Below are 21,952 nucleotides of genomic sequence, written 5' to 3'. Positions count from 1 at the left end.
CTGCGCCCTCAGGGCGCCAGCGTGAGCTTGAGGATCTGGTTGCCGTGGTTCGCGCCCACGTAGACGGTGCCGTCGGCGGCCACCGCCACGCCGATCGGGAAGTTGAAGGCGATCGGCACGCCGCTGCCGTCCTGCAGGGTGCTGATCTCGCCCGCGGGCGTGACCACGCGCGCCACGCCGTCCCAGGCATGGGTGAGGAACACGTTGTCGTGCGCATCCACCGCCACGCCGTACGAATAGCCGAGCTTGGCCGGCGTGGCCGCCGTTCCGTCGACCACGCCCGCGCCCGCGTTGCCATTGGCGCAATCGCCCAGCAGCGTGCTCACGGTGGCGCTGGCCACGTCGATCTTGCGCAGGCAGGGGCTGTCGGTGTCGGTGTCGTAGAGCGTCTTGCCGTCGCGACTGAGCGCGAGGCCCTGCGGCCTCGCCAGTTGCGCGGCCGTGCCGACGCCGTCGAGATAGGCCTGCGTGCCGTCGCCCGCGAGCGTGCTCGTGGTGCCGTCGGCGGCGACCTTGCGCACGCGCTTGTTCTCCGTGTCCGCCACGAAGAGGTTGCCCGCGCCGTCGAGCGCGATGCCGACGGGATTGCTGAACATCACGGGGGGCCGGACTGTCGGCGTATCCGCTGCTGCCGCCGCCGACCCAGGTGCTGGCGGTGGTGGCGCCGGGCGCGATCTTGCTGATGCGATGCTGGTCGCTCACGTAGAGCGTGCCGTCGGCCGCCAGTGCCAGGCCCGCCGGCGCATTCATCGTCGCGCCCGGCGTCACCTCGGCACCGCTGCCGCTGGCGGTGTCGATCCGGTAGACCGAGCCATTGCCGCCCATGGCCACGTAGAGCTTCGCGCCGCTCGCATCGAGCACGAGCTGGTAGGGGCTGCTGTAGCTCACGCCCGTCGTCGCCAGCACGGTGGCGACCCAGGGCTTGACCGTCAACGTGGCGGCCCGGCTCGTCACGCTGCCGCCGGCGCCCGTCACCCGCACGCGCAGTTGCTGGCCGCTGTCGGCCAACTGGCTGGCGGCCGTGCTGAAGCTGTCGCCGGTGGCACCGGCCACATCGCTCCAGTGCGCGCCGCCGTCGGTGCTGCGCTGCCACTGGTAGGCCGTGGCGTGCGCGGCCTGCACCTTCAGCGTGGCGGGCACGCCCTGGCCCACGGTGGTGTTCGATGGCTGCGTCGTGATCGAGGCCGCGGCTGGAGCGGGCGCCGGCGGGGGTGTCTGCGCGGCAGGCGCGGGTGCGGGTGCGGGAGCGACCGGGAAGCCGGCGAAGCCGCCGCCACCGCCGCCGCCCCCGCAGGCCGCCAGCACGAGGTTCATGGTCAGCAGCGCGACAGGGGTGCGCACGGCACGGCAAACGGCAAGACGGGTGTTCATCGAGAGGCCTTCCTTCTTTCAAGCGAGTGGATGAGAAGGCCTCCACGGTAGGGATCGCGACCCCTGCGATCTAGTGTCGAAGGTCATCGACCTTCGGCACGAGAAAAGACGTTCAGCCGTGCGCGGATCGGTGGTCGTTTCGTGCCGCGCGGGTGCCGCGAGGGCCTGCAGCAGCCTGTCGGCGGCCACCGGCTTGAGCAGCACCTGCAGGCCGGCGTCGTGCATCTGCCGTTGCCGCCGCGGCGCGGTCTCGCCGGTGATCAACAGCACGCGCAGGCCGGGGCCGAAGCGCGCGCGCAGCCGCTGCGCCACGGCCAGTCCGTCGGCGCCATCGGCCAGCCGCACGTCGCACAGCAGCACGTCGACCGGCGAGCCGCCCTGCGCGGCCTGCGCCAGCACGGCCTCGGCTTCGGCCTCGCTGGCCACCGCGTCGATGGCCACGCGATGGGCCTGCAGCAGCCCGGTCACGGCCTGGCGGATCGGCGCTTCGTCGTCGATCAACAGCACGCGCCGCGGCAGCAGCAACACGGCATCCGCGCGTGCGATGGCGGGCGCGACACCCGAGGCCGACACCGCCGGCAACACCATGCGGAAGCGGCTGCCGCGCCCCGGTCGCGAATGCACCTGCAACGGATGCGCCAGCAAGCGCGAGAGCCGCTGCACGATCGACAGGCCGATGCCCAGCCCCTGCGCGCGATCGCGCCCCGGATTACCGACCTGGTAGAACTCGTCGAAGATGCGGCCCAGGTGCTCGGGCGCGATGCCGATGCCGGTGTCGCGCACGTCGATCCACACCAGCGGCCCGCGCGCGCGGGCGGCCACCACCACGCCGCCGCGCGGCGTGTACTTGAGCGCGTTGTCCACCAGATTGGAGAGCAGCCGCTGCAACAGCTGCGGGTCGCTCAGCACCCAGCACGGCGTGGCGCGCAATCGCAGCTGCAGGTCCTTGCCGGCCGCCCGCGCCGCGAACACGTTGTTGAGCGCGAGGAACAGCGGATTGAGTTCCACCGGCCGTATCCGCGGCGCCACCTCGCCGGCATCGAGCCGCGAGATGTCGAGCAGCGTGTCGAGCGAATCGCCGAGCGTTCCGACCGCATCCATCAGCCGCACCGCGTGGTCCCATTCCTCGCTGCCCTGCAGCTTCTTCTCGATCACGGCGCCGAACAGTGCGATGGCATGCAGCGGCTGGCGCAGGTCGTGGCTCGCCGCGGCGAGAAAGCGCGTCTTCTCCTCGCTGGCGCGCTGGGTCGCGGCGATCTGGTGGCTCAGCTGCTCGGCCAGCGCCTCCTTCTCGAAGCGCATGGTCAGCGAGGCCGTCAGCAGCCGGTGGTGCTGCAGCGCGAAGGTGATCATCACGCACATGTAGAGCAGGCAGCCGGTGGCCAGGAACAGGTGCACGGTGTCGCCGCGCCAGGCCAGCGCGAGGGTCAGGCTCGCCATGCTCGGCACGATGAAGCGCGGGATGTTGCGCTTGAGAACCGCCAGCGACAGCGCACCGCCCGCGCAGCCGCCCATCATCATGACGATGACCATCACCCAGAGCCCGAGGTTGCGCCCCGGCGGCACGCACAGCCAGGGCGCGAGGCCCCAGACGCAGGAGCGCAGCAGCACGTTGCGCGCATTGAAGCGCGCCCAGTACTCTGGATGCTCGGCCGCGTCGGGACTGCGCCGGTAGCGCCTGTAGGCGCGTCGCAGCGTCAACGCCAGGTGCAGCGCCATCCACAGCAGTACCTGCCAGCGCCACGTGGCCACGAACAGGCCGATGCCGAGCGCCTGCGCCGTGAGCATGTCCGCGAGATAGGCGGCCGGCGCGTTCGCATGGACCGCCGCCACCTGTTCGCGCAGCACCCGTCGGGCCAGTTCGGGCGGGGGTGGCTCGGTCATCGCGAGCATGCGGGCATCTCCATCGAAGGCCGCATGGCGCGGAGAGCTTATCGAAGGCTGCTGATGAGCTGGGCCCGCGAGCGCATGCCGAACAGCAGCAGCAAGGTGGACACATGGTTCTTGACCGTGCCCTCGGTCAGGTGCGACAGCTGCGCGATCTCCTTGTTCGACTTGCCGGCCAGCAGCCAGTCGAGGATCTCGACCTGGCGCGCATTGAGCTGCGGCTGCGACTCGGTCCTTGCCGGCGTCGTCGGTGCGCTGCTCGAAGTCGTCGGAGGCCGGGCCGGCAGGCCGATCAGGTCGTTGTCCCTCACGTAGCGCAGCACCTCGCCCAGGTGGCCGGTCTTGGGCAGGAAGGCCTGCGCCCCGAGCGCCATCGCGCCGTGCATCAGCGCATGGCTGTCCTTGCCCGAGAGCACGATCACGGGCGAGGAAGGAAAGGCACGCCGGAAGCGCACCAGCGTGTCCAGCCCCTGCGAATCGGGCAGGTCGAGATCGAGCAGCACCAGGTGGTGCGAGGCCGCATGGAGCGCATAGAGGTGCAGGGCATCGGCGAGGCAGCGCGCCTCGTACACCGGCACGCTGCCGGTCTCAGCCAGCAGCAGCGCGCGCAGACCTAGGCGTACCAGCTCATGGTCGTCGACCACCAGGATGCCGCGCGTCGGCAGGGGCACGCCGGCTTCGCTGCGCAGCGGCGCGGCATGCGGTGACAGGGGTGTGGCGTAGGCCATGGGCGGGCATTCTTAGTGCTGCCTCGAGCGAAAACCGAAATGACCAAAGTCATGAAAGCAGCTGCTGTGCGGCGAGCGGTCGGCGCTGTCGGCAAGGGACTCGCCCTTTGAAATATTGCGCGGCGTTTCCCGGTTCCACCACCAACGTTCCCGCACCCCGGAATGGCGCGCGTGGACCGAGCGTATCTGCCTTCCTGGCGCTCAACGACCGCAGAAACAAGAGGCCATACGCACAAAGACATACGCCTTCTGGACATGCAGTTTCATACGCGCGAAGAACTCGGCCCGTGTCCCGCTCTCACTTCAAATGGGATCTTGGAAAGGGCTGTCGGTCAGGGAGATCGAAATCAAGGCAACGGGAATCGGCGCTTGAACTCTGCGAAATCCGCTCTATACACGTCGATGATATGGGTCCCGGCCACCTCGTAGGCACCCTCCATGTGAGGGTGGAAGACGATGACCTGGCCCGGCTGCATCCAATTGATACCCCATGCGTGGTCGCTCGTCGACAAACCGAAAAAGATGAATGGCTTTAGGTCGTACTCCGCGCGAAATCCCTCCCACTCGGCCCACTCCGACCGGGTGGTACTGACCAGCGCCGAAAGTGGGAGCAGGTACGCTGCATTGCCCGCGTTCTCCCTGGCACCGTCCGCTTCGAGATACAGCGCGCGAAGCTCATCGGGAAACCGAACGCCGAGCGATTCTTCCGCGTCCGCGATTGCCTCCGCCGATGCCGGTTCACCGTAATCCCAGTCTGGAAATTGTTCCTTGAGCATCTTCAATTCAACCTTGGATGAAGCGCCTGGTTTTCTCAGGCCTGTGGGAACTGGCCCAGGCATTTTCGAGCGGCCGGTTTCGAGTGCTTCCTACTGCGCGTGAATTCTGAACCCGAGATAGACAAAGAAGGCCACGACCGCGCCGATGATGGCAAGCGCCACGCCTCGCGGAATCGGCTCTTCCCTCGAGGAGCGAAGGAACGCATCATCCATGCGAGCCAGCATCGCTTGTCGCTCGGCACGCGCAGCGAACAGAAACTTGATGACGATGCCCACGCCCAGCAGAAAAACACCGGCACCGATGATCATCCAGCTCCAGACCTCGACGGTGAAAGTGATGGGAAGCGCGCCATCGACGGTCGCGACGAATGGCGCCTGGCCTTTTCGCCACACCTCGACCTGACCCGCGCGCCATCCCCTGAAGCCGTGCAGGAAGGCGGCGCCGCCCAGGCCGAGCGTCATCAGGCTCACCAGCACCAGTTTGATGATCTTGAGAAGCATGGGTCGACTCAGCCGCGGGCTCAGAACAGCAGGCCGAGCACGACCGTGACCAGGCCAACGTAGGCCACGAGCCATCGCCATGCGACGAGCATCGCCAGCGCGCGTTGGACAGGGTAGGCGTCGCCTTCGCCCCAACCCATTTCCTTCGACGACCTCCCGGTCCCCGATGCCGCTTCGAAATGGATCCACGGCCATGCGATCAGAAGCGCGCCGAAGCTCAAGATCAGGATCTTCATGGAGGGGCCCAGCCAAAGGGTTGTTCTTGGTGCCATTGTGCAATGGCGCCGGTGGCTGGTTGGAAGTCTCGGCAGTCAGGCGGCCGAGGCGCGCCCAGTCGGGTTCATCCGACAGCGCCGATCACGAATGCCGCGCAAAGCGGCCCGCGCTCAGATCGCGATCGAAGGCAGCGCCTGCCCCTGCGCGGCGCGTGGTCCCACCACGATGCGCTGCGGCCGCTCCACGCGCGGCAGCGGCTCGGGCAAGGCCTCGGGTGCGGCGGCGGTCGTGCCGAGCGCGCCCCACACGGCGGCGAAGCGCACGTCGGCTTCTTTGCGCAGGCGCGCGATCTGTTCGATCTCCTGGGTGCGACCTTGATGCGGCCGCCGCGCTTTCGCTGGTGGAGCACGTGAATGGCCGCCTGGGCCGCGTCCTCGGCGCCCACCCATGCCGCAAAGGCGGCGTCCCGGTTGTCTTGCATGCTTGTTCCCCAGCGAAGAAGTTGGGCGCAGTCGCAATCATCTACGCCTTGATACACCGTATCGATCGGACCGCGCGTCTTCTGTAGGTCATTGCCGACTCGGCCTGCCGGTGGAGGACTGCCCGCCATCCGTGCCGGGGGCCGATCATTCTTCCGATCAAGACCTCGAGGAAAAAAACCATGTCCCAACTCAGCGTCGATCTCTACCAAAGCGTCACCGATCCCGAGAAATTCATGGCCGTTCCGTCCGGCACCGATCCCGCCGAACTGACCGGACCGATGGTGTTCGACCGGGACTACGGGCAGGTGGTGCGCTACCGCCAGGGCTTCGAGTTCGACCCCACGCAGGACTACGCGGGCGCCAACGCCGCCAAGATCGCCGCCGACGTTCTGACCGTCAAGTGGGCGCTCTACCGCCGCGAAGGCTGAGCCCACGCGAGCGGCTCAAGACGTCCCGATCTCACGCGCCTCCGCCTCGATCACGAGGCGGTCGATGCGTTCGTCGGGCAGGTTGACCAGCAGCTCCACGTGCCGGCGGATCGCATGCATGGTCTGCACGAAGGCGTCGTCGCCGAGTTCCGCGCCCGGTGCGCGCGGGTCGGGATGCGACCAGTGCGCCGAGGCGGGCTGGCCGGGCCAGACCGGGCAGGTCTCGCCCGCGGATTCGTCGCAGAGCGTGACCACGAGGTCCATGTGCGGGGCCGAGGCCGCCCCGAATTCCTCCCAGCTCTTGCTGCGCAGTCCTTCGGTCGGCAGACCCGCGCCACGCAGCGCCTCGAGCGTGCGCGGATCGGCATGGCCGTCGGGCGTGGGCGCATGGCCCGCGGAATGCGCGACGAAGCGACCGTGGCCCAGTTGGTTGAGCAGCGATTCGGCGATCAGGCTGCGCGCGGCATTGCTGTTGCAGAGGAACAGGACGTGGACGGGATGGCCAGGATTCATGGCGTGACGCGAAGCCGCGCGTCGCGGCCCGGTTTGTTGCGGACCCGGGCATTGACGCCGCTGCCGATGACGCACGCATGACACCCCCGCGCCGGCGTGTGTAGTGCCGGCGTCACCTTCGCTGCGCACGATGGCGTCTTTCTCCACCTCACTGAAAGCACCGCATGTCCACCGACGCCAAGCTCATCGCCGCCGCCGAACTCGCCGACCACTACATCGAGATCATCCTGTCGGAAGAACCGGCCCTGCTGGTCGAGAAGATCGCCGACCAGGGCGCGAAGGACATCGCCAAGTCGGCCAAGGCACTGGCCGAGTTCCGCCTGCAGCTGGCGAAGGCGCTGGCCGAGCAGCCGATCCCCGAGTACTTCGAGGAATCGGAAGAGGAAGAGGAAGAAGAAGAGTCGGCCGAGGACGGCGAAGAAGCCAAGGACGAGCACGCCGACAAGTAAGCGGCCCGCTCCCGCGCCGCTCAGCCGCCCACGAGGCTGTCGAGCGCCGATGCGCGCCGTGCGACGCCTTCGCGCGCGGCCGGCGCGAATTCGATCAGCGCGCCATGCGTCTTCGCGAGGTCCGGCGCCTCGGGCGACGGCGTGGCCGCGGTGTGCAGCACCAGCGCATACGGCCCCTCGCCGCGCGCGCTGAGCCGCTGCTCCACCGCGCGGCCGATCGGCGTGGCGGCATCGGTCCTGGCGCTCGCGCGCGGCGACGAGAACACCAGCGCGCTGCCGCCGAGCGCGATCACGGCCAGTCGAACGCCGCTGCCCGGCAGCGCCACGGCTTCGCCGATATGCACCGCCACCTCGCCATGCCCGTCGCCGAGCAGCGCGCGGTAGCGCTCGAGCGTGGCATCGAGGTCGTGCACCGCGAGCGCGAGGCTCGCGACGCCGAGCGCGCCATTGGGATGCGTGCGCGCATCGCCTTCGGGCACGCGCAGCGCGCGCGGCGTGAGGTCGCCGCACAGAAAAGGCAGGTCGGCCGTCGCGGGCCGCGCGGTCTGCCAGCGCAGGCGTTCGCCGTCGGGACGCAGGCGGCCACCGTCGAGCGGTCCGTCGAGCGCGAGCCCGCGCGCCTTGGCCTCCTCGACGGTGATCGCGGTGCTGCGCGGCAGCAGCGCGAAGTCGACGATGCCTTCGCCGTGGCGCTGCAGCAGCTGCCACCAGCGCTCCTCGGGCGAGGGCGCGCGCCAGGCGATCAGTTCGAAGTAGCTGCCGTCCTGGAACACCACCAGCGCGTTGTGCGTGGTGCGGCCCGGATGGTCGCCGCCGCGCAGCACCTGGAAGCCGAGCGCCGTGTAGTCGGCGATGGCGCTCTCGAGGTCATGCACCGCGATGACGATGTGGTCGAGTTTCAATGACATGGTCGTGTGTTCTCCCGTGGGGGGCGTGTGAAGTTCAGGAGGCGGTGCGCGCTGCGCCGTCGCCGCCCAGGTAGGCATCGCGGATGCGCGGGTCGTCGAGCAGCGCGGCGGCCGGGCCCGAGAGCACGATGCGCCCGGTCTGCAGCACGTAGCCGTGGTGCGCGATCTTCAGCGCGAGGCTGGCGTTCTGCTCGACCATGAAGACCGAGACGCCCTGGGCATTGATGCGCGCGATCAGCTCGAGCACCTTGTCGACATACAGCGGCGACAGGCCCATGGTCGGCTCGTCCATGCAGATGAGCTGCGGGCGGCCCATGAGCGCGCGCGCCATCGCCACCATCTGCTGCTCGCCACCCGAGAGCGTGCCGGCCTGGAAGTCGATGCGCTCGGCCACGCGAGGGAACAGCTCGAGCATGCGCTCGAGGTCCTCGGCCACCGCGCGGCGGTCGTTGCGCGCATAGGCGCCCATCAGCAGGTTCTCGCGCACGGTCATCGCGGGGAACAGCCGGCGCGCCTCGGGCACCGAGCCGATGCCCTTGCGGATGATCTGCGGCGTGCTCAGGCCCAGCGTCGAGACGCCGTCGAACAGCACCTCGCCCGAACGCGGCTTGAGCAGGCCCAGCACGATCTTCATGGTGGTCGACTTGCCGCTGGCATTGCCGCCGAGCAGGCTCACGATCTGGCCCTTGCGCACCTCGATGTCGAGGTCGAAATGGGCCTGCACCGGGCCGTAGAAGCTGTTGACCTTGCGCAGCTGCAGCAGCGGATGAACGGCGGCGCGGGCCGCGGGACCAGCGGCCGGCGCGGCATGGTCCTCGTCGCGGCCGTCTCCCCACAAGGGCGACGGCGGCAGTCCCGTGCGGGCGACGGTGGCGATCATGCGGGCACCGCCTCGGGCTTTGTCTGTCCCACCTGCCGGTGGCCGAGGTAGGCCTCGATCACCGCGGGGTCGTTGCGCACGTCGTCGGGCCGGCCCTCGGCGATCTTGCGGCCGTCGTCGAGCACGGCCACGCGGTCCGACAGCTGCATCACGAGATCGAGCTTGTGCTCGATCAGGAGGATGGTCTGGCCGCGCGCCTTCAGGCCGCGGATGATCTCGAGCATCTCGGCGGTCTCGCTCTCGTTCATGCCGGCCGTGGGTTCGTCGAGCAGCAGCAGCCGGGGCTTGAGCGCGAGCGCGCGCGCGATCTCCACGCGGCGGCGGTTGGCGTACGAGAGGCTGTAGGCCGGGTGGTCGATGCGCGGCGCCAGCCGTTCGCCGAACAGCGCGACGATCTCGAGCGCTTCCTGGCGCAGCGTCTCCTCCTCGCGCCGCACGGCGGCGGGCTGCACCAGCGCGAGCGCCAGCTCGGCCAGCGCGCCCAGGCCCGGCACGCCGCCCACGCGCGGCTTCACGGCGCGCAGCCGCGTGTGCGCGCCGACCAGCACGTTGTCGAGCACCGAAAGGTTGGCGAACACGCGCCCATGCTGGAAGGTGCGCGCCAGCCCGCGCGCGGCGAGCTGCTGCGCGGGCAGGCCCGTGATGTCCTGGCCCTCGAACAGCACCTGCCCTTCATCGGGCCGGTCCAGGCCGGTCACGAGGTTGAAGAGCGTGGTCTTGCCGGCCCCGTTGGGCCCGATCACGCTGAACAGTTCGCCCTCGGCCACGTGCAGGTCGACCGCGTTCACGGCCGTGAGGCCGCCGAAGCGGCGCACCAGGCCGCGGATCTCAAGCAGCGATGGCATCGCCCGCTTCCTGCGGCGCGGTGGCGGCCTGCGCCTTCGAGTTCACGAGCTTCACCTCGGCGCGGATGCTCTGCGGGTTGCGCAGCAGGTTGAGGATCGGGCAGTTGCGCTCCACTGCCTCGAACAGCGCATCGATCTCGGCTTGGCTCGCGGGCGAATCGATGTGCACCGTGTAGCCGATCTGGTGCGGCCAGATCGGCGTGCTCTCGTGGCCCGGCTTGCCGCCGCGCGGATCGATGATGCCGGTGACCTCGACCTCGAGGCTCTCCAGCGGCACCTGCCGCTCGGCCGCCTGGATCAGGAAGATGTGCGTGACGCAGGTGCCCAGCACGCCGAGCTGCAGCTCGGGCGAGCTCGGGCCGAGGTCGTAGCCGGCGAAGTTCGGCGGGCTGTCGCTGATGACCTGGTGGTCGCGGATGCGCAGCCGGCGCACGCCGCTGCGGCCCTCGGCCTTCACGCTGGCCTTCAGTTGCAGCGGCTGCGCGCTGCCCGCGTCGACGGCGGCATTGCGCGCCAGCACGGCGGCGCGCTTCTCGGCGAGGTAGTCGTTGAGGTGGCTCATGGTGTGTGGTTCTTTCTTCAGACGGTGCCCAGCAGGCCTTGCGGGCGGAAACGGATCAGCAGCAGCAGCGCGACGCCGTAGATCAGCATGCGGTACTCGGCGGTGACGCGGAACAGTTCGGGCAGGCTCACGAGCGCGACCGCGCCGAGCAACGCGCCGCTGATGTTCCCGAGCCCACCGAGGATCACCATGGTGAGCGCCAGGATCGATATCTGCGAGCCGAAGGTCTCGTGGTTGATGTACGAGTACATGTGGGCCGTGAAGGCGCCGCTCACGCCGGCCGCGAAGCCGCCGAAGCCGAAGGCCAGCGCCTTGTAGCGGTCGGGGCTCACGCCGTAGGCGCGCGCGGCCACCTCGTCCTCGCGCACCGCGCGGAAGGTGCGGCCCAGGTGCGAGTTCAGCAGCCGCCACTGCAGCAGCGCGAGCAGCACCATGGCACCGAACGAGGCCCAGTAGATCGCGCCGTTCGACGAGGCATCGCGCCCGAACAGCGACAGCGGTGGAATGCCCGAGACGCCGATCGGCCCGCGCGTGAGGCTCTCCCAGTTGAGGATGGTGAGCGCCACGATCTCGCCGATGCCCAGCGTGGCGATCGACACGTAGTGGCCGCGCAGACGGAAGGCCGGGAAGATCAGCGCGGTGCCGATCAGCGAGGTGAGGATGCCCGCCAGCACGATGCCCGTGCCCACCGGCAGGTGCAGGTCGAGCACCAGCAGCGAGGAGGCATAGGCGCCGATGGCCAGCAGCCCCGCATGGCCGAGCGATATCTGGCCGACGGTGCCCGCCACCAGCGTGAGGCTCAGCGCCAGCGCCGCATAGAGCCAGGCGTTGGTGAGCGTCTGCAGCAGATAGGGCGAGGGATCGAAAAGCGGCAGCAGCACCGCGGCAGCGAACAGCGCCACGAGCAATCGGCGCGGCACGTGCCAGGGTTTGCTCGGTGCGATGAAGGTGCCGGTCAGCGGCTCGGCGGCAGCGCGCGCTTGCGGCCGAACAGGCCGTTGGGCTTCCACACCAGGATCGCCAGCAGCAGCGCGAAGGCGAACAGGTTGCGGTAGGGCGTGCCCAGCAGCGCCACGCCATAGCTCTCGATCAGCCCCAGCAGCAGGCTGCCGACGATGGCGCCCGGCACGTTGCCCACGCCACCGACCACGGTGGCGACCACGCCCTTGAGCGTGGCCTGGAAGCTCATCGCGGGGCTGATGTTGTTGTAGTACATGCCCACCAGCAGGCCCGACAGCCCGCCGAGCGCGGCCGCGATCGCGAACACGGTCTGGTTCACGCGGTCCACGTCCACGCCCATCTGCTGCGCCGCATCGCGGTCCTGCGCGGTGGCGCGCACCGCCCAGCCCAGCCTGGTGAAGCGCAGGAAGCCGAACAGCACGGCCGCGCTCGCGAGGCCGATGCCCGCGATCAGCAGGTCGAGCGCGCCGATGGTGCCGCTGCCGACCTCCAGCCGCCAGTCGGGCAGCGCCGTGGGCAGCGCGCGCGGGTCGGGGCTGAAGACCAGTTGCACCAGAATGTCGAGCACGAAGCTGATGCCGATGGTGGCCAAGAGCGGCGCGATGCGCGCCGCGCCCTGCAGCGGGCGCAGGCCCACGCGCTCGATCAGCATGCCGAGCGCGCCCGAGCCCAGCACCACCAGCGCGATCGTCACGGGCAGCGGCGTGTGCAGGTAGGTGATGGAGGCCCAGCCGATGTAGGCGCCGACGGTGTAGACCGAGCCGTGCGCGAAGTTGATCAGGTGCGAGACGCCGAAGATCAGCGCCAGCCCGACCGCCAGCAACGCATAGATGTTGCCGATGATCAGGCCGTTGACCGTGTAGTCGAAGAAGGAGCCGAAGTTCATCGAAGGACCGCCCTCTCCTCACGGAAAGGCGCGCCGTGCGCGAGCACGCTCATTTGGTCGACGCCAGCGCCGCCTTCTCGTCGAGCTGCGCCCACTTGCCGTCCTTCACCACCAGGTTCACGCTCTTCACGCCGATCACGCGGCGCGTCTGCGGATCGAAGCTGGCCTTGCCGAAGATCACGCTGGGCACGTCCTTGATCTTGTAGAAGGCGTCGCGCACCGCCTTGCGGTCGGCATTGGGGCCGGCCTGGCGCAGCGCGGCGGCCGCGTACACCACGGCGTCGTAGGCATAGGCGTTGAAGGCGTCGGGTTCCTTGTCGTACTTGGCGCGGAAGCTCTTCACGAAGTCGCGCACCTCGGCGCGCGGCTCCTCGGGGAAGAAGGCGGTGTTGGTGTGGATGCCGTTGACCGCGGCGCCGCCGAGCTCGATGAACTTGGGCGAATAGACCGAGCCCACGGCCGCGATCGGCTGCTTCAGGCCCACGCTGCGCACCTGGCCCGCGATGAGCGCGCCGTCGGGGTAGTAGGAGATCAGCACCAGGCCGTCGGGGTTGGCGTCGCGCACGCGCACGAGCGTGGAGCGGAAGTCCTTCTCGTCGGGCTGGTAGCCCTCGGCGATGGCGAGCTGCGCGCCGCGTTCCTGCGCGGCCTTCACCAGCACGTCCTTGCTGGTGCGGCCCCAGTCGGTGTTGAGATAGAGCACCGCGATGCGCTTGAAGCCCAGTGTCTTGACCGCGAGATCGGCCAGCAGCGGCTGCGCGTCGGCCTGGCTGATCGACGGGCTCCAGATGTAGTCGCCGCCCTTGGTGAAGTCGGGGTGCGAGTTGGTGAAACCCAGTTGCACCAGGCCCGCGCGCTGGTAGATCGGCGAGGCCGCCATCGAGGCCGGGCTCGAGAAGTCGCCGAGCTCGATCAGCACGCGCTTGTCGTTCACCAGCTTCTGCGCGATCGCAACCGACTGGCGCGGGATCGCTCTGGCTGTCCTCGAAGTTGTAGGCCAGCGGCCGGCCATGGATGCCGCCCTGCGCGTTGATGTGCTCGAGCGCGAGGTCGAAGCCCGCCTTCCACTGCGCGCCGTACTGTGCGTTCTGGCCGGTCAGCGGACCGCTGACGCCGAACCAGACGGGCTCGCCGCTGGCCGGCGCGGCCAGGGCGGGTGCGGACAGCGCGAAGGCGGCGCCGGCCAGCGACAGCGCGGCGATCCGGTGCAGGAAGCGTTGGCGGGAGATCGGTGTTGGCATGGTGTTGGGTCCCGGGGCATGAAGATCAGGCCGGCCATTCTTCGCGTTGCCCGTGGCCGCTGGAACGAAAAAAAGCGCTGCGCGATATGCGTTTTCCGAGCAAGCCATGTCGCGCTCTTCGCGCTCTTGCAGGCCGGACATATGCATGACTGAAAACATTCGTTGGATAGGCATCGGCCGCGCTCGGACACTCGTCGCTTCGAATATTCCGGTGGAGAAGCCCTGATGACCGACTCTCTTTCCTCGCGCCTGCCGCCTTCGCGCCGCAGCGTTCTTCAAGCCGGCGCCGCCGCCGCCGTCGTGGGCTCCGCGGCCCTGCTCGGCGCCTCGGCCTGGTCGCAACCGCGCAAGCTGACCTTTGCCTGGAGCCAGGCCGGCTTCTGCCTCGCGCCGGTGCCGGTCGCGCTCGAGCGCGGCTTCTTCGAGAAGAACGGGCTCGACGTCGAGCTGCTGAACTGGGCTGGCTCGTCCGACCAGATGCTCGAGGCACTGGCCACCGGCAAGGCCGACGTCGGCGTGGGCCTGATCCATCGCTGGGTCAAGCCGCTGGAAGCCGGCTTCGACGTGAAGGTGGTCGGCAGCGTGCACGGCGGTTGCCTGCGGCTGGTGGGCGCCAAGGCCGCCGGCGTGACCACCGAGCTCGCGAGCCTCAAGGGCAAGACCATCGGCGTGTCGGACCAGAACAGCCCGGCGCGGCAGTTCTATGCGATCCATCTCGCCAAGAAGGGCATCGACATCGAGAAGGACGTCGACTGGCGCGTCTATCCGGCCGACCTGCTCGACATCGCCGTGAAGAAGGGCGAGATCCAGGCCATTGCCGACGGCGACCCGAACGTCTACCTGATCGAGAAGCGCAACCCCGGCGTCTTCACCGAGATCGCCAACAGCGCCAAGGGCGAGTACGCCGAGCGCCTGTGCTGCATCGTCGGCGCGCGCGGCGAGTTCGCGCGCAACGACAAGCCGCGCGCCGCCGCCACCGTGCGTGCGCTGGCGCAGGCCTCCGACTACGTGGCCGAGAACCCGAACGAGTCGGCCCGCATCTACGCCAAGTACGCACCCAAGGTGGCGGTGGAAGACCTGCAGAAGCTGTTCACCGAGCTGACCTACAAGCACCATCCGGCGGGCAAGGCGCTGCGCAACGAGGTGGAGGCATTTGCGACGGACTTCCGGAATGCGGGGATCCTGAAGAAGAGCACGGACGTGGTTCGGTTCGCGAACCACGTGTCGCTGGACGTGCTGGCTTGAGGGGCTACAGGCCGGGTGGCTTCTCGTAGAAGAAGCAGTCCGGCAGGATGGCCGGCGCGATGTGGTCGATGTCCTTGGCCGACACGCCGCGAGCGAAGAAGCCGTCGCGCCAGTGCCGGATTCCATCGACCATCCGATCGATGTGCCCACGCGCCTCTTCGGACGACAGACCGAAGCGCCCGGCCTGCGACAGCAGGTTGTAGATGCTGGCCGTGCGGCCGTGATCGCCGACGGTCAAGGCCAGGTCGCGCCGCTCCAGGCTGACCATGGGCGCGGGCACGAGGTCGTAGGCCGGAGACAGGCGCCATCCCTTCTGCCTGCGCAGCAGGGCGTGGTTGCGCGGATGATCGTCGTTGTTGGTCACGGCGGCATTGAAGACCATCCGCCTGAACAGCTCGGTGCAGTCGGCTTCCGGCTTGTCGGACCAGCGGCGCAGGTTGTCGGCCAGCAACGGGTAGGACCAGCGTTCCCGGTCGAGGTGGCTGTCGCCGCAGTCGAGCACGGTCAGCCCGCTGACGAGACCGAAGCGCAGATAACCGCCGTCGGTGTGTTCGCGATCGAAGCGCTGCAGCATCAGCACGTCGCTCTGGCCGACCGCTTCCAGCCTGGCCTGGGTGACGTTCAGGCCGCAACGGCGCGCCAGGTCCAGCGTCGCGAACTCGACGCGCTGCAGATTGAAGCGGTCGCCTCTGGCGGGAAACTTGCCGAGCCAGAGGCTTTGCGCGTCTTCGATCGTGGCCTTGGGCCGCGCGCCACCCATGCTGGTGCCGGGATCGAGCTGTTCGAGCAGATGCGCGGCCACCGGTCGGCCCTCTTCGATCGCCTGCGTGGCCGCGATCAGCTCGGCCAGTTGGTGCGTGCGGTTGTAGTGGCGCCTGGGCGCGGGCGGCTCGACCTTCAGGCCGAAGCTCAGGTAGCCGGCCCCGTCCTGCGGCCCATGCAGCAGATAGTCGATCTCCTCGAGATCGCCCGCGCCGCGCTCGAGCTTGTGCTCGATCACGCGCCGTCCCCAGGCGTCGGGGCCGGCGTCTCGCACCGCGCCCGGAATTCCCTTGAGCTGCGTGAACTCGAAGACCTCCTTGGCGAGCGGCAGGCGAAACGGATCGAGCGCAACCGCTTCCTTGCGCTGAAGGTAACGGTCACCGTAGCGAAAGCGACCGATCCGCGTGCCATCGGCCAGTGTCTGCACCCGGAGCAACGCCGCCGGCACCGTCTCCAGGGTGCCGGGAAGCTGGATGTAGACATAGGCCTCGCGCTCAGAAGTCATAGTCGTCGCTCGTCTTGCGGACCTTGCCCGCGCGCGTGGGTCGGTGGGATGCTTCGAGCGCCTTGCCGTGCAGATCGCCGTCGGGATCCGCCACCGCGTCCAGGGAGTTGTCGAGGCCCAGCGCCCACAGCACGGTGAAGCACACGCCGATCGCCGTACCCGGCTTCCCCAGTTCCAGCGCGGTGAGGGTGTTGCGGTTGATGCCGGCCTTGCCTGCCAGATCGGCCACCGACCAACCACGACGTATCCGTGCGACACGGATGCGCTGCCCCAGCCGCGCAACATGCTCGGCGGCTTGAGGGGGCATCGAGAAATTGCTCATTCAGCTAGGCATAGAGTCATTTAATGCCCATTATGTTAGGCATTTTGGCTTGATGGCACAAGCAGGAATGCAAGCTCGGCGGAACAGTTCGGCTCGGTCGCTCGCCCCCCGCTTTCCGCATATCCACATGCGCAAAGAGCGCATGCAACCCATGCGAACTTTCCTAGCATCGGGCGCAGCATCCATTCCATCCAGCGCACTCGCGCTCCCACGCCATGTCCTCCGTGCTTGCCGCCGAACGGCCGACCGTTGCCGAACCTTCTTCCGTTGTCCCGTTCAGGATCGCCGCGATCGACGCGTCGCTCGGCGCCGAGGTCACCGGCCTCGATGCCACGCGGCCGGTGCCGGCCGCGCAGGTGCGTGCGCTCAAGGAGGCGCTGCTCGACCGGCATGTGCTGGTGCTGAAGGAGCAGCGGCTCGACGACGCGCAGTTCGAGCGCCTGGCCAGCTACTTCGGCGCCGTGTTCCGTCCGCCGTCGAACGTGCCGGTGCTGGGCTCCGATCCCTATGGCGGCAACACGCCCGACATCGTGCGGGTGTCGAACGTCGATGGCGGCGTGCTCGGCCATGACGAGCTCGCGGCCCATGCCGACCACCACTGGACGCCGGTGCCGTCGTCGGGCTCGCTGCTCTACGGCATCGAGGTGCCCTCGGAGGGCGGCGACACCACCTGGTACAACCTCGCGGCCGCCTGGGACGAGCTCGATGCCGGCACGCAGCGCGAGATCGAGCACCTGCGGCTCATCACCTACAACCCCTTCCTGCGCAAGCTCAAGCCGCTCACCACCGGCTTCCCGCTCTACCGCACGCCCGACATCACGCCGCTCGAACCCTTCGAGGTGCATCCGCTGGTGCGCACCCATCCGGACAGCGGCCGCCGCGTGCTCTACCTGGGCGCGCGCACCGAGGTCGAGATCGTCGGCGTCGATCCGCAGTACGGCGCCGCGCTGATCGCGCGCCTGCGCCAGCACCTGCTGCAACCACGCTTCGCCTACACGCACCGCTGGAGCGTGGGCGACATCGTCTACTGGGACAACCAGGCCACGCTGCATGCGCGCAGCGCCTTCGACAACGGCGAGCGCCGCGTGCTCAAGCGCATCAGCCTCTCGGGCAGCCGTCCTTACTGACACCGCCGCCGGCACTCCCCCAAGCGCAGCGCCATGCGCGCCACCGCCCCGCGCGGCGGCGCGCGCGCGAGCCAGCCATGCCCCTCCCCCGCCGTCCCATCCTGCTGAACGCGTTCGACATGAACACGCCCAGCCACCTGACCCACGGCCTGTGGCGGCATCCGCGCGACCGCGCCACCGACTACAAGCGGCTGCCCTACTGGCTCGACCTCGCGCGCACGCTCGAGCGCGGGCTGTTCGACGGCCTGTTCCTCGCCGACGTGACCGGCGTCTACGACGTCTGGGGCGGCAGCCCCGAGGCCGCGCTGCGCCACGGCATCCAGGTGCCGATCAACGACCCGGCCGTGCTCGTGAGCGCGATGGCCAGCGTCACGCGCCACCTGGGCTTCGGCATCACGGCCACCATCGCGGCCGAGGCGCCGCATGCCTTCGCGCGCCGCATGTCCACGCTCGACCACCTGAGCGAGGGCCGCATCGGCTGGAACATCGTGACCGGCTTCCTCGACAGCTCGGCGCGCGCGCAGGGCGCGGCCGCCGCCATCGGCCACGACCGGCGCTACGACCTGGCCGACGAGTTCATGACGCTGGTCTACCGGCTCTGGGAAGAGAGCTGGGACGACGACGCGGTGATCGCCGACCGCGAGCGCGGCATCTATGCCGACCCCGCGCGCGTTCGCGCCATCCGCCATGCGGGCGACGGCCGGCGTCTCGATGCTGTGCATCCCTGCGAGCCTTCGCCGCAGCGCACGCCGCTGCTGTTCCAGGCCGGCGCCTCGGCGCGCGGCACGGCCTTCGCGGCGCGCCATGCGGAGGTAGTGTTCGTGCCCAACCAGGGCCTGGCCGCCACCGCGGCCGTGGTGCGCAAGCTGCGCGCGGCGCTCGCCGAGGCCGGGCGCGATGCCGACGCGGTGCGCTTCGTGACCACGCTGCTGGTCGTGACCGCTCCGACCGAGGCCGAGGCCCGCGCGCGCTACGAGGAGTACCGCCGCTACGCGCAGCCCGAGGCCGGCCTGGTGCAGTTCAGCAGCGCGATCGGCCACGACCTCTCGCGCCATGGCCTCGACGACGCCATCGGCGGCGGCAGCGCCGATGCGATCCAGAGCTCGGTCGCTTCGCTCAAGGGACCCGGGGGCACGCCGCTGACCCCGCGCGCGCTGCTCGCGCAGATGCCGCTGGGCGCGCGCCATGCGCCCGTGGTCGGCACGCCCGCGCAGATCGCCGACACCATCGAGGCCTGGGTCACCGAGGCCGGCATCGACGGCTTCAACCTCGTGCGCACCGTGAGCCCCGAGGGCCTCGAGCATTTCGTCGACCTCGTGGTGCCCGAGCTGCAGCGCCGCGGCCTGCACAAGCGCGCCTATCCCGAAGGCAGCTGGCGCGAAAAGATCTTCGGCCCGGGCCGCGCCCGACTGCCGTCCTCCCACACCGGGGTGCGGCGGCGCACCTCCGCATCGCCATGACAGCTCCCTCCTCCGTCTCCACCGGCCCGGTCCACGTCGTGCGCGACGATGCCGAGGCCCTCGCCATCGCGCGCCGCCTCGCGGCCGATTTCGCCGCCGGCGCCTCCGAACGCGACCGGCAGCGCCGCCTGCCCTTCGAGGAGGTCGAGCGCTTCTCGGCCAGCGGCCTGTGGGCATCACGGTGCCACGCGCCTTCGGCGGCGCCGCGGTCTCGCATGCCACGCTGGCCGAGGTCACGGCGCTGATCTCCGAAGCCGATCCCGCGCTCGGCCAGATTCCGCAGAACCACTACTGCCTGGTCGATGCGGTGCGGCTGATCGGCGATGCGCAGCAGCAGAAGTTCTTCTTCCGCGAGGCGATCGAGGGCCGGCGCTTCGGCAACGCGGTCTCCGAGAGCGGCACCGCCAACGCCAAGGTCGTGACCGCGCGGCTGCGCGCCACGCCCGAGGGCCTGCGGCTCGACGGCCGCAAGTTCTACTGCACCGGCGCGCTGTTCGCGCACTGGGTGCCGGTCGCGGCCAAGGACGAGCAGGACAAGCAGGTGCTGGTCTATGTCGCGCGCGAGGCGCCGGGCCTCGAGGTCGTCGACGACTGGAGCGGCTTCGGCCAGCGCACCACCGCGAGCGGCACGGTCACGGCCGACAACGTGGCGGTCGGCGCGCTGCAAGTGCTGCCGCGCGCGCAACTGTTCGAGCCGCCGACCATCCACGGCCCGTTCGCGCAAGTGCTGCACGCGGCCATCGATCTCGGCATCGGCCGTGCCGCCATGGCCGACCTGCACCACTGGGTGCGCGATCGCGCGCGGCCCTGGCCCGACAGCGGCATGGCACGCGCGGCCGACGATCCGCTCACGCTCGCGCGCGCGTCGGCCGGCTGGTGATCCAGCAGCATGCGGCCGAGGCGCTGCTCGAACGCTCGGGCCGCGCGCTCGACCGTGCGCGCGACGAGCCCGGCGCCGAACACGTGACCGAGGCCTCGATCGCGGTCGCCGAGGCCAAGGTGCTGAGCACCGAATTCGCGCTCGAGGCCGCCACCGCGCTGATCGAGCTCGCGGGCACGCAGTCCACGCTGGCCGAGCACAACCTCGACCGTCACTGGCGCAATGCGCGCACCCACACCGTGCACGACCCGGTGCGCTGGAAGCCGCATGCCGTGGGCAACCACTGGCTCAACGGCGCCAGCCCACAGCGCCACGCCTCGATCTGATTCCTCATCGTCTCTCCGAAAGCCATCACCATGGACCGTCGCCGTTTCATCCAACAAGGCAGCGCCGCCTTCTCGCTCGGCACCGTCGCCGGCACCAGCCTGCCGCTGTCGGCCTGGGCCCAGGCGCGCAAGGACACGCTGCGCGTGCTCTCCGAGGGCGCGCCCAACTCGCAGGACCCGCACGGCGAGGGCGTGAGCCGCGAATCGCTGGGCCTGTTCTTCAACGTCTACGACCGGCTCGTCAACTTCGACCGGGCGCAACTCTCGCCGGGCGTGTTCAAGTACGACTACGGACGCTTCCGCGGCGAGCTGGCCGAGCGCTTCGAGACCAGCGCCGACGGCCGCACGCTGACCTTCTTCCTGCGCCGCGACGCCACCTTCCACGACGGCAAGCCCGTGACGGCCGCCGACGTGAAGTGGTCGCTCGACCGCGCGGTCTCGCTGCCGGCCAGCAAGCGCCAGCTCGCGACCGGCTCGCTCGAGAATCCCTCGCAGTTCACGGTGGTGGATGCGCACACCTTCCGCATCGCGCTGCCGCGCGCCGACCGCTACACGCTGCCGAACCTCGCGCTGAGCTTCGCCTCGGTCCTCAACAGCGAGCTCGCGAAGTCGCATGCCACCGCGGCCGATCCCTGGGCCACCGAATGGGTCAAGGCGCACGAGGCCGGCGGCGGCGCCTTCCGCATCGAGAGCTTCACGCCGGGTCAGCAGGTGGTCTACACCCGCTTCGACGGCTGGAAGGGCGGCAGCGCGCCGCAGCTGCGGCGCGCCGTGTTCCAGGTCGTGCCCTCGGCCTCCAATCGCGTGGCCGCCTTGCTCAAGGGCGATGCCGACGTGGCGCTGCAGCTGCCGCCCAAGGACCTCGATGCGCTGACCGACACCACGCGCGCGAAGGTGGTGTCGGTGCCGGTCACGACCAGCTTCCGCTTCGTCGCCTTCAACACCCAGGCCAAGCCCTTCGACGACGTGCGCGTGCGCCAGGCCATCGCCTACGCCCTGCCCTACACCACCCTGCTGCGCGGCGCCAATCTGGGCCGCGGCGAGGCGCTGTACGGCGCCAGGCCTGGCAAGCCCGCGAGCAGCCGCTTTCCGCAGCCCTATCCCTACGACACCCAGTTGCTCAAGGCGAAGGAGCTGCTGGCGCAGGCCGGCTATCCACAGGGCTTCAAGACCAGCTTCAGCTACAACGTCGGCGACGCCACGCTGGCCGAGCCCGCGGCGCTGCTGATCCAGGAGGCGCTGGCGAAGATCGGCATCGCGCTGAGCATCGAAAAGGTGCCGAGCGCCCAGTGGGGCACGCTGCAGACCGAGAAGAAGCTGCCCTTCTTCATCGACAGCTCCTCGGCCTGGTTCAACGACTCCGACTACTTCTTCCGCATCTTCTTCCAGGGCGACTGGCGCTGGAACTTCGGTTCGTTCAAGAACGACGAGCTCGCGAAGCTGCTCGAGCAGGCGCGCTGGGAGACCGACCGCGCGAAATACGACCGCGCGATCCAGCGCGCGATCGAGATCGCCTTCGAGCAGGTGCCGCTGGTGCCGCTGTGGCTGCCCACCTTCGAGGCGGCGCTGCAGCCCGACCTGCAGGGCTTCACCTACTACATCCATGGCCAGGTGGACTTCCGGCCGCTGACGCGCTCATGAGCGCAGCGCCGGGCCGCCCCAAGCAAGCTCGCACCGCAGTGCGAAGCACGA

21 protein-coding genes and 3 pseudogenes are annotated in these 21,952 nt (G+C 69.4%); 8 read left to right on the top strand and 16 right to left on the bottom strand.

Features of this window, described 5'->3' with window-relative positions; all coding sequences use genetic code 11:
• Positions 1 to 8: 8 nt before the first annotated feature.
• Positions 9 to 596: a hypothetical protein gene (locus ACHMXE_RS11165; RefSeq protein WP_395346018.1), complete on the bottom strand. Its 588-nt coding sequence runs from the start codon at positions 594 to 596 to the stop codon at positions 9 to 11.
• A 311-nt stretch (positions 597 to 907) separates the two neighbouring features.
• Between ACHMXE_RS11165 and ACHMXE_RS11160 the strand changes: the two genes are divergently transcribed.
• Positions 908 to 1,099, top strand: a complete 192-nt coding sequence (locus ACHMXE_RS11160; protein ID WP_395346017.1) for a hypothetical protein — start codon at positions 908 to 910, stop codon at positions 1,097 to 1,099.
• A gap of 290 nt (positions 1,100 to 1,389) precedes the next feature.
• On the opposite strand, the gene ACHMXE_RS11155 is transcribed toward ACHMXE_RS11160, so the two are convergent.
• The 6 genes from ACHMXE_RS11155 to ACHMXE_RS11130 all read right to left on the bottom strand — a co-directional run bounded on the left by ACHMXE_RS11155 (position 1,390) and on the right by ACHMXE_RS11130 (position 5,802).
• Positions 1,390 to 3,255, bottom strand: a complete 1,866-nt coding sequence (locus tag ACHMXE_RS11155; RefSeq protein WP_395346016.1) for an ATP-binding protein — start codon at positions 3,253 to 3,255, stop codon at positions 1,390 to 1,392.
• Positions 3,256 to 3,302: 47 nt separating this feature from the next.
• Positions 3,303 to 3,986, bottom strand: a complete 684-nt coding sequence (locus ACHMXE_RS11150; protein ID WP_395346015.1) for a DNA-binding response regulator — start codon at positions 3,984 to 3,986, stop codon at positions 3,303 to 3,305.
• 347 nt (positions 3,987 to 4,333) lie between these two features.
• Positions 4,334 to 4,762, bottom strand: coding sequence for an SMI1/KNR4 family protein (locus ACHMXE_RS11145; protein ID WP_395347352.1), 429 nt, complete (start codon positions 4,760 to 4,762; stop codon positions 4,334 to 4,336).
• Between the two features lie 90 nt (positions 4,763 to 4,852).
• On the bottom strand, positions 4,853 to 5,263 hold the full coding sequence (locus ACHMXE_RS11140; protein WP_395346014.1) for a hypothetical protein: 411 nt from the start codon (positions 5,261 to 5,263) through the stop codon (positions 4,853 to 4,855).
• Between the two features lie 20 nt (positions 5,264 to 5,283).
• Positions 5,284 to 5,499: a hypothetical protein gene (locus ACHMXE_RS11135; RefSeq protein ID WP_395346013.1), complete on the bottom strand. Its 216-nt coding sequence runs from the start codon at positions 5,497 to 5,499 to the stop codon at positions 5,284 to 5,286.
• 150 nt (positions 5,500 to 5,649) lie between these two features.
• On the bottom strand, positions 5,650 to 5,802 hold the full coding sequence (locus ACHMXE_RS11130) for a hypothetical protein (RefSeq protein WP_395346012.1): 153 nt from the start codon (positions 5,800 to 5,802) through the stop codon (positions 5,650 to 5,652).
• 338 nt (positions 5,803 to 6,140) lie between these two features.
• On the opposite strand from ACHMXE_RS11130, the gene ACHMXE_RS11125 reads away from it, so the two are divergent.
• On the top strand, positions 6,141 to 6,389 hold the full coding sequence (locus tag ACHMXE_RS11125; protein WP_395346011.1) for a hypothetical protein: 249 nt from the start codon (positions 6,141 to 6,143) through the stop codon (positions 6,387 to 6,389).
• Between the two features lie 15 nt (positions 6,390 to 6,404).
• Here ACHMXE_RS11125 and ACHMXE_RS11120 read toward each other — a convergent pair whose 3' ends face one another.
• Positions 6,405 to 6,902 carry an arsenate reductase ArsC gene (locus ACHMXE_RS11120; protein WP_395346010.1) on the bottom strand — a complete coding sequence of 166 codons (498 nt, stop codon included), beginning with the start codon at positions 6,900 to 6,902 and terminating at the stop codon, positions 6,405 to 6,407.
• A 164-nt stretch (positions 6,903 to 7,066) separates the two neighbouring features.
• Between ACHMXE_RS11120 and ACHMXE_RS11115 the strand changes: the two genes are divergently transcribed.
• On the top strand, positions 7,067 to 7,351 hold the full coding sequence (locus ACHMXE_RS11115) for a hypothetical protein (RefSeq protein ID WP_395346009.1): 285 nt from the start codon (positions 7,067 to 7,069) through the stop codon (positions 7,349 to 7,351).
• 20 nt (positions 7,352 to 7,371) lie between these two features.
• On the opposite strand, the gene ACHMXE_RS11110 is transcribed toward ACHMXE_RS11115, so the two are convergent.
• The 6 genes and pseudogenes from ACHMXE_RS11110 to ACHMXE_RS11085 all read right to left on the bottom strand — a co-directional run bounded on the left by ACHMXE_RS11110 (position 7,372) and on the right by ACHMXE_RS11085 (position 13,633).
• Positions 7,372 to 8,259, bottom strand: a complete 888-nt coding sequence (locus tag ACHMXE_RS11110) for a VOC family protein (protein ID WP_203207459.1) — start codon at positions 8,257 to 8,259, stop codon at positions 7,372 to 7,374.
• Positions 8,260 to 8,293: 34 nt separating this feature from the next.
• The gene (locus ACHMXE_RS11105) at positions 8,294 to 9,139 is read right to left on the bottom strand and encodes an ABC transporter ATP-binding protein (RefSeq protein WP_395346008.1); all 846 of its coding nucleotides are present in this window, start codon (positions 9,137 to 9,139) and stop codon (positions 8,294 to 8,296) included.
• A complete protein-coding gene (locus ACHMXE_RS11100; RefSeq protein WP_395346007.1) occupies positions 9,136 to 9,984 on the bottom strand; it encodes an ABC transporter ATP-binding protein in 849 nt (282 codons plus the stop codon). The genes ACHMXE_RS11105 and ACHMXE_RS11100 overlap by 4 nt, the downstream gene beginning before the upstream one ends.
• On the bottom strand, positions 9,968 to 10,546 hold the full coding sequence (locus ACHMXE_RS11095; RefSeq protein ID WP_093345881.1) for an OsmC family protein: 579 nt from the start codon (positions 10,544 to 10,546) through the stop codon (positions 9,968 to 9,970). Before ACHMXE_RS11095 ends, ACHMXE_RS11100 begins: the two co-directional genes overlap by 17 nt.
• Before the next feature lie 17 nt (positions 10,547 to 10,563).
• A pseudogene (locus ACHMXE_RS11090) lies at positions 10,564 to 12,392 on the bottom strand (ABC transporter permease).
• A gap of 49 nt (positions 12,393 to 12,441) precedes the next feature.
• Positions 12,442 to 13,633, bottom strand: a pseudogene (locus tag ACHMXE_RS11085) (ABC transporter substrate-binding protein).
• Between the two features lie 225 nt (positions 13,634 to 13,858).
• Here ACHMXE_RS11085 and ACHMXE_RS11080 point away from each other — a divergent pair.
• Positions 13,859 to 14,878 carry an ABC transporter substrate-binding protein gene (locus ACHMXE_RS11080; RefSeq protein WP_208509415.1) on the top strand — a complete coding sequence of 340 codons (1,020 nt, stop codon included), beginning with the start codon at positions 13,859 to 13,861 and terminating at the stop codon, positions 14,876 to 14,878.
• A 4-nt stretch (positions 14,879 to 14,882) separates the two neighbouring features.
• On the opposite strand, the gene ACHMXE_RS11075 is transcribed toward ACHMXE_RS11080, so the two are convergent.
• Both ACHMXE_RS11075 and ACHMXE_RS11070 read right to left on the bottom strand, forming a co-directional pair.
• On the bottom strand, positions 14,883 to 16,145 hold the full coding sequence (locus ACHMXE_RS11075; protein ID WP_395346006.1) for a type II toxin-antitoxin system HipA family toxin: 1,263 nt from the start codon (positions 16,143 to 16,145) through the stop codon (positions 14,883 to 14,885).
• A complete protein-coding gene (locus ACHMXE_RS11070; protein ID WP_261210538.1) occupies positions 16,135 to 16,467 on the bottom strand; it encodes a helix-turn-helix transcriptional regulator in 333 nt (110 codons plus the stop codon). Before ACHMXE_RS11070 ends, ACHMXE_RS11075 begins: the two co-directional genes overlap by 11 nt.
• 215 nt (positions 16,468 to 16,682) lie before the next feature.
• Here ACHMXE_RS11070 and ACHMXE_RS11065 point away from each other — a divergent pair, with 215 nt between their 5' ends.
• The 4 genes and pseudogenes from ACHMXE_RS11065 to ACHMXE_RS11050 all read left to right on the top strand — a co-directional run bounded on the left by ACHMXE_RS11065 (position 16,683) and on the right by ACHMXE_RS11050 (position 21,901).
• Positions 16,683 to 17,594, top strand: coding sequence for a TauD/TfdA dioxygenase family protein (locus tag ACHMXE_RS11065; RefSeq protein WP_395346005.1), 912 nt, complete (start codon positions 16,683 to 16,685; stop codon positions 17,592 to 17,594).
• Positions 17,595 to 17,671: 77 nt separating this feature from the next.
• Complete coding sequence (locus tag ACHMXE_RS11060; RefSeq protein ID WP_395346003.1) at positions 17,672 to 19,054, top strand: LLM class flavin-dependent oxidoreductase; 1,383 nt, start codon at positions 17,672 to 17,674, stop codon at positions 19,052 to 19,054.
• Positions 19,051 to 20,260 (top strand): annotated as a pseudogene (locus ACHMXE_RS11055) (SfnB family sulfur acquisition oxidoreductase). The gene ACHMXE_RS11060 and the pseudogene ACHMXE_RS11055 overlap by 4 nt, the downstream one beginning before the upstream one ends.
• Before the next feature lie 30 nt (positions 20,261 to 20,290).
• Positions 20,291 to 21,901, top strand: coding sequence for an ABC transporter substrate-binding protein (locus ACHMXE_RS11050; protein WP_395346002.1), 1,611 nt, complete (start codon positions 20,291 to 20,293; stop codon positions 21,899 to 21,901).
• The last annotated feature ends 51 nt before the right edge of the window (positions 21,902 to 21,952 follow it).

The sequence above is a fragment of the Variovorax sp. UC122_21 genome, from assembly GCF_044056785.1.
Classification (GTDB): domain Bacteria; phylum Pseudomonadota; class Gammaproteobacteria; order Burkholderiales; family Burkholderiaceae_C; genus Variovorax.
This window is presented reverse-complemented; position numbering and strand designations above follow the sequence as displayed.

Excerpts from the sequence above, each read along its gene's own strand:
- ACHMXE_RS11165 (WP_395346018.1), bottom strand. The coding sequence starts at position 596 with ATGTTCAGCAATCCCGTCGGCATCGCGCTCGACGGCGCGGGCAACCTC.
- ACHMXE_RS11155 (WP_395346016.1), bottom strand. The coding sequence starts at position 3,255 with ATGACCGAGCCACCCCCGCCCGAACTGGCCCGACGGGTGCTGCGCGAA.
- ACHMXE_RS11150 (WP_395346015.1), bottom strand. The coding sequence starts at position 3,986 with ATGGCCTACGCCACACCCCTGTCACCGCATGCCGCGCCGCTGCGCAGC.
- ACHMXE_RS11145 (WP_395347352.1), bottom strand. The coding sequence starts at position 4,762 with ATGCTCAAGGAACAATTTCCAGACTGGGATTACGGTGAACCGGCATCG.
- ACHMXE_RS11140 (WP_395346014.1), bottom strand. The coding sequence starts at position 5,263 with ATGCTTCTCAAGATCATCAAACTGGTGCTGGTGAGCCTGATGACGCTC.
- ACHMXE_RS11135 (WP_395346013.1), bottom strand. The coding sequence starts at position 5,499 with ATGAAGATCCTGATCTTGAGCTTCGGCGCGCTTCTGATCGCATGGCCG.
- ACHMXE_RS11125 (WP_395346011.1), top strand. The coding sequence starts at position 6,141 with ATGTCCCAACTCAGCGTCGATCTCTACCAAAGCGTCACCGATCCCGAG.
- ACHMXE_RS11120 (WP_395346010.1), bottom strand. The coding sequence starts at position 6,902 with ATGAATCCTGGCCATCCCGTCCACGTCCTGTTCCTCTGCAACAGCAAT.
- ACHMXE_RS11115 (WP_395346009.1), top strand. The coding sequence starts at position 7,067 with ATGTCCACCGACGCCAAGCTCATCGCCGCCGCCGAACTCGCCGACCAC.
- ACHMXE_RS11110 (WP_203207459.1), bottom strand. The coding sequence starts at position 8,259 with ATGTCATTGAAACTCGACCACATCGTCATCGCGGTGCATGACCTCGAG.
- ACHMXE_RS11105 (WP_395346008.1), bottom strand. The coding sequence starts at position 9,139 with ATGATCGCCACCGTCGCCCGCACGGGACTGCCGCCGTCGCCCTTGTGG.
- ACHMXE_RS11100 (WP_395346007.1), bottom strand. The coding sequence starts at position 9,984 with ATGCCATCGCTGCTTGAGATCCGCGGCCTGGTGCGCCGCTTCGGCGGC.
- ACHMXE_RS11095 (WP_093345881.1), bottom strand. The coding sequence starts at position 10,546 with ATGAGCCACCTCAACGACTACCTCGCCGAGAAGCGCGCCGCCGTGCTG.
- ACHMXE_RS11080 (WP_208509415.1), top strand. The coding sequence starts at position 13,859 with ATGACCGACTCTCTTTCCTCGCGCCTGCCGCCTTCGCGCCGCAGCGTT.
- ACHMXE_RS11075 (WP_395346006.1), bottom strand. The coding sequence starts at position 16,145 with ATGACTTCTGAGCGCGAGGCCTATGTCTACATCCAGCTTCCCGGCACC.
- ACHMXE_RS11070 (WP_261210538.1), bottom strand. The coding sequence starts at position 16,467 with ATGAGCAATTTCTCGATGCCCCCTCAAGCCGCCGAGCATGTTGCGCGG.
- ACHMXE_RS11065 (WP_395346005.1), top strand. The coding sequence starts at position 16,683 with ATGTCCTCCGTGCTTGCCGCCGAACGGCCGACCGTTGCCGAACCTTCT.
- ACHMXE_RS11060 (WP_395346003.1), top strand. The coding sequence starts at position 17,672 with ATGCCCCTCCCCCGCCGTCCCATCCTGCTGAACGCGTTCGACATGAAC.
- ACHMXE_RS11050 (WP_395346002.1), top strand. The coding sequence starts at position 20,291 with ATGGACCGTCGCCGTTTCATCCAACAAGGCAGCGCCGCCTTCTCGCTC.